Genomic DNA, 4570 nt, shown 5'->3' on the forward strand with positions numbered 1-4570 from the left:
CTCCAACTCAGCAGCCCAGACCGCGACTTCAGCCATCCCCTCCATACCAGGACAACGGCAACTGCCAGCTCAGGACACGAACCGCTGCTGGAGTACTAAGCCGCGACCAGGGCATGGTGAGCCTGTTCTGCAGACCGCATCGGGGGGCTGTGAGCGGCTACCAGCAGGGCACCGGCGACACGCTGTGCCACCGGCGTTCGCGAAGCCCTGTGGGCAATCCGATCGCCGCCCGGCGAACCTTGTTCCTCTGTGTTGTCACTCAATGGTTGCGGTGACGGTTTCCGTATCGGCGCAGCCGAGTTGGGCGAGCCGCCCCAGCGACTCCTGGGTTTCTGGTGCGGAGGCTTTGCTGCCGAAGCCTCATGCTGCCCGGCAGGAGACGATCTCCCAGCTTGCCCTGGCGCAGTTGCGACGACTGCGAGAGGTGACAGCCGACCTCCGCCATCATCGTGCAGCCCGGGAGTTGCTGAACATGTGGGCCGACGACCTGGGCATCGGCCTCATTCCATGCAAGGGCAAGCAGGGTGCGCATGGCCAGCGGAGGTATCCCCCAATGGAACTACCGGACTGGGCGTCGACGTCGTCTTGTCCACCTGAGCCGACATGGTCACGGTGGTCCGCTACGGCAGTACCGGGCGGCTGCTAGGTACGAGGGCGTCCGGCCCGGCGGTCAGCTCCGGCACGTACTCACCCAGTACGGTGCGGGAGACCCCCAGCGGTTTGGCGATCAAGGTGATCGTGTACTACGGGTCGGTCAGCAGGCCGCGCGCGACGGATCTGTTCCTCCGACTTCGTGGGCGGCGGCGTCCGCTCACCGTGGGAGCGCGCAGCCGCCAGGTTCTCGTGGGTCCCCTGCACGATCAGTTCGCGGATACATCCGGCGATCGTGGCGAAGACGCGGAAGACGAGGCGACCGCCGGGCGTCGTCGTGTCGAGGACTCGTGCGGCGACCGAAAGCCGATCCCATGCTTGCGCATTCCAGCCACGCTGGAGATCAGGTCCTGGATCGAGCGCCCGAGTCGGTCGAGAGAGAGCACCGGAGGCGTTTCCACAGAGCTCTCAGCGTCCGCCCATGGGGCTGTCGTCGGCTACGACCGCGCAGCAGGCCGACGGGGAAGTGACGACGGCTCTGGACGCGGAGTCGCGCCGAAGTCCGTCCACCGTCCCCTGGGAGCTCCTGGGGTGAAGGTCGGTCCGGTTTTGAAGGTTTGCGTCATAGGGCTGCAGACTGCGCATCTTATTTCATATCAGATGATTTACATGATGGAGAGGCCTGCTCATCGCAGCGCGACAGGGGTGCGTCGCGGTTCGTCATGGCTGCAGTGCCGTCGTCCGCCCGCCCTGCCCGATACCTGCTGGGATCGCGGCCGCTCCTCGCCTTCCGGTTGCAAAGGAAGAGGGAAGACGGATGAACCGACGGCTTGGCCGATTATTGGGCGTCACGCTGATGGTATGCGGCATGGCGGGGATGGGAGGCATCTCGCAAGCGGCTGCCGCTGAGGCACGCGCGGCCACTTCGTTTGTCATGCCGGCCAGTCCACCCAAGCACGTATTCAAGATCCATAAGAGGGTGGCCGCCCCGGCCGGCAAGGAAGTCGCCAACGTTGTCCGCGACTGTGGCGCTGTCGGCAATGGAACGACCGATGACACCGCTGCTTTCAAGTGTGCCATCGCGGAATCCAGTAAGCGGAAGATTCCGATCTATGTCCCGTGGGGAAGATACCGGATCACCGACACCCTCACGCTTTCGGATCAGCTGATGTTCGGACAGACCGGTGGCAGCTACACCTCCGACTCTGAAGCGCTGCCGACCATCATGGCGACGGACCCCGCGCACAGCGCGATCCATCTCAAAGGCGGTGGCGCGCTGAGCGGTCTGATGTTCACGTACCAGCAGGACGAGGCCTCCGCCACACCGACGCAGTACGCCACGACCATCCTCCTCGACGGAACTGGAACCCGCGTGAGCAACGTGAGGATCCACAACCCCTGGAAGGGAATCGAGGGCCTGATCACGGGGCGCGCGGTGATCGAGGATGTGTTCATCTCCGGGGTTGCCAAGCTGGGGATCCGTCTCGACGAGGCGTATGACACTCCGACGATCTCGAATGTGGAGGTCTGGACACCGCCCACTCTTTACCAGGGGGCATTCTTGAACAGTGGCACCGGGATTGAGCTGGACCACCTCGATGCATTCCACATGAGCGGCGGCCTCGTCTTCGGCGCGCAAACCGGCGTTCTCCTGCAGGGGAACGACAAGGGCTACGCCTGGGGGACGATCGACGGTATCACCACCGACTACTGTCTGACCGGCGTGAAGGTGGCGGAAAAGGCACACGTGACCCTCACCAACACGACCCACCAAGCCCACGTCCATGCTCTCGAGATCGACGGAGCGTGGAGCGAGGTAAACGTGTCGGGCGGCCAATTCCGCTCCAACGCCTCGGCAGCGGTGTATGTCCACGGCGGTTACCGTGTGGGGATCTCAAACGCTGGAATCACCGCCCCGAACCCCGCGCTCCACATCGACGCCGGCGGCCAGGTGACCATGACGGGTAACGACATCCATGGCAACGCATCCGCCGCCCAGATCGACGCCTACAACGGTGTGATCCTGTTCTCCAACAACCTGTTGGTGGCGGACAATCACGCTGGTGCCCTCATCAACCATGCAAGCAACCCGTTCAGCCGCATCGACGGGAACATCATCTATCCCTGACGGCTGCCAAACAGGCATTCTCGTCCCACGCCTCCCTGCTGCTGTCGCATAGGCCTCTGGGTCGGGAGACGGTCGCCGCAGAGCGGGCTTGGCGCAAGCCGAGCCCGCCGCCGAACTCGCCCGTCAACTGCTCCGGCGCGCTGCGGAGAGTCGGCGACCTCGTCGGTCGGCACGGTGTCGAGGGCAGTCCAAGGGCGCCAAGATCATCGTTCTACTTCGCCGCGTCCTGCAGGGGTGCCCCTTTGGCGGTCGTCAAGGAGTACGTCGAGAACCAGAAACGGCCCTCCCGAGGTCAACAGCGCAGACCCGTGGATCAGGTCACCCCTGTCTTGAGCAGCCGTCACGAGAACGGCGCCGAGAACGTACGGGCCGTGAGGACATCCGCAGGGGGCCAGTCCGGCCAACGTGAATTCCACACCTGCACCCGGCTGCAACAAGCGGGGCGTAACGGCGGCCTGCGGACCGCGGATGAACTCCCGTCGAGCGTCGGGCCCGCCGCCTCAGGGTCTGAAAGGCGACGGGCCCGACAACCACAGCGCACGAGTCGGGCACAACTCGCCGCTACGGGGGCCGCACATAACCAGGGTCAGCCCATGCACTAGCCGCCCCTGGACCTTCGGCCATCAGGTAAGAGAGACAACTTCCCCCGGCATGACGTATGGCACCCACTTGGAGCAGTGGATCCGAACGAGGTAGCCGCACTGGACGCCCGTGAAGCGTTCCTCTCCGCGGGTACGGTTCAACACGTTCACGACCCTGGCAGCCGCAGCGGCTTCCGCTCGCCACCACGTACCCGGTCTACTGATACTGCCCGGCCTGCGCCAACGGCAGGACGCAGGCCACGGCACACCGGGGTGGACAGCCAAGAGCGAGCCGCACACCCCGCGTCCAAGTCCTTGGACTGCAACCAAGGACACCGGTGCGCCGTCAGGCCCATCCTCCGCCTCAAGGACAGGGTCCCGAGTCATGGCGGCGCACCGCCCACGTCTGAGCCGGTCGTCAGTGGCACCAGACCTGCGCCAGCCACTCGACACCGGCTCAGACGTGGTGGCGCTGGTGACCTTGCCCCGTACGGGTCACTGGCCGGGTCGGTGACGGCAGTCTCCCCGTGCCTTTGGGGGTGCCGCCGCACCTGCGGGGTCAGCGCGCCGTGCTCTTGCCGTCCATGCAAACGAGCGGCTGGACTGGATGCCGGCGCCGCCGGTCCACCGCTGGGCACGGCTCGCCTCGGCCTACCGCTGCGGTGCCTGGCCCTCGATGACTCCGGCCGTGACGCTGAAGGGATCGCCGGCCGCGTCACGAGCACATGCCGTGCCGCGCAGCCTGGTCGGGAGGACGACAGCTGCGCACGACGACTGCGGCACGGCACGCGCCCGAGCCGGCGGCCTGCAGGCACTCACACCAGTCGCATATCCGGCCACAGCGGTAGATGAGTTGTTCAGTCGGATTCCGGGAAGGTGACTCATCGAGGCCGGACGAGGAAGAAGAATGCGGGATTGCTTGCGCTCCCTCGGACCAAGGGATTCCCGCGCGGTCTTCTGAATGGCTGGTACGGAATGGGAAGGTCATGATAAGTCACATCAGGATAAGAGAGTTAATTCCTGCCCGCCTGGAGGACTCTGCCCGACCGCCGTACATCAGCGAGCGCTGCCTGACAGTACGCGAAGAACTCACGGCGAGCCAGGGGCGTACTCAGCGGTCGGTGAACAGGTGGACGACGACTAAGCCGAGCAGATCCGGGTGCCAAGCCGCCGTTGCGCACCCGCCGTCCCGCCGGTCCCGCCGGCTCTGTCGACCCGAAGGAGGCCTGAGCCATGTCGAAACTCGGCAACCTCGGCGCTCGACTGCACC

1 protein-coding gene is annotated in these 4570 nt (G+C 65.4%); it reads left to right on the plus strand.

Annotation, left to right across the window (positions count from 1 at the left end; translation table 11 throughout):
* Nucleotides 1-1408 precede the first annotated feature (1408 nt).
* Nucleotides 1409-2719, plus strand: coding sequence for a right-handed parallel beta-helix repeat-containing protein (locus ACZ7HQ_RS44855; RefSeq protein WP_471003251.1), 1311 nt, complete (start codon nt 1409-1411; stop codon nt 2717-2719).
* Nucleotides 2720-4570: the final 1851 nt, after the last annotated feature.

It is taken from the genome of Streptomyces sp. NPDC037290 (assembly GCF_055603245.1).

Excerpts from the sequence above, each read along its gene's own strand:
- ACZ7HQ_RS44855 (WP_471003251.1), top strand. The coding sequence starts at position 1,409 with ATGAACCGACGGCTTGGCCGATTATTGGGCGTCACGCTGATGGTATGC.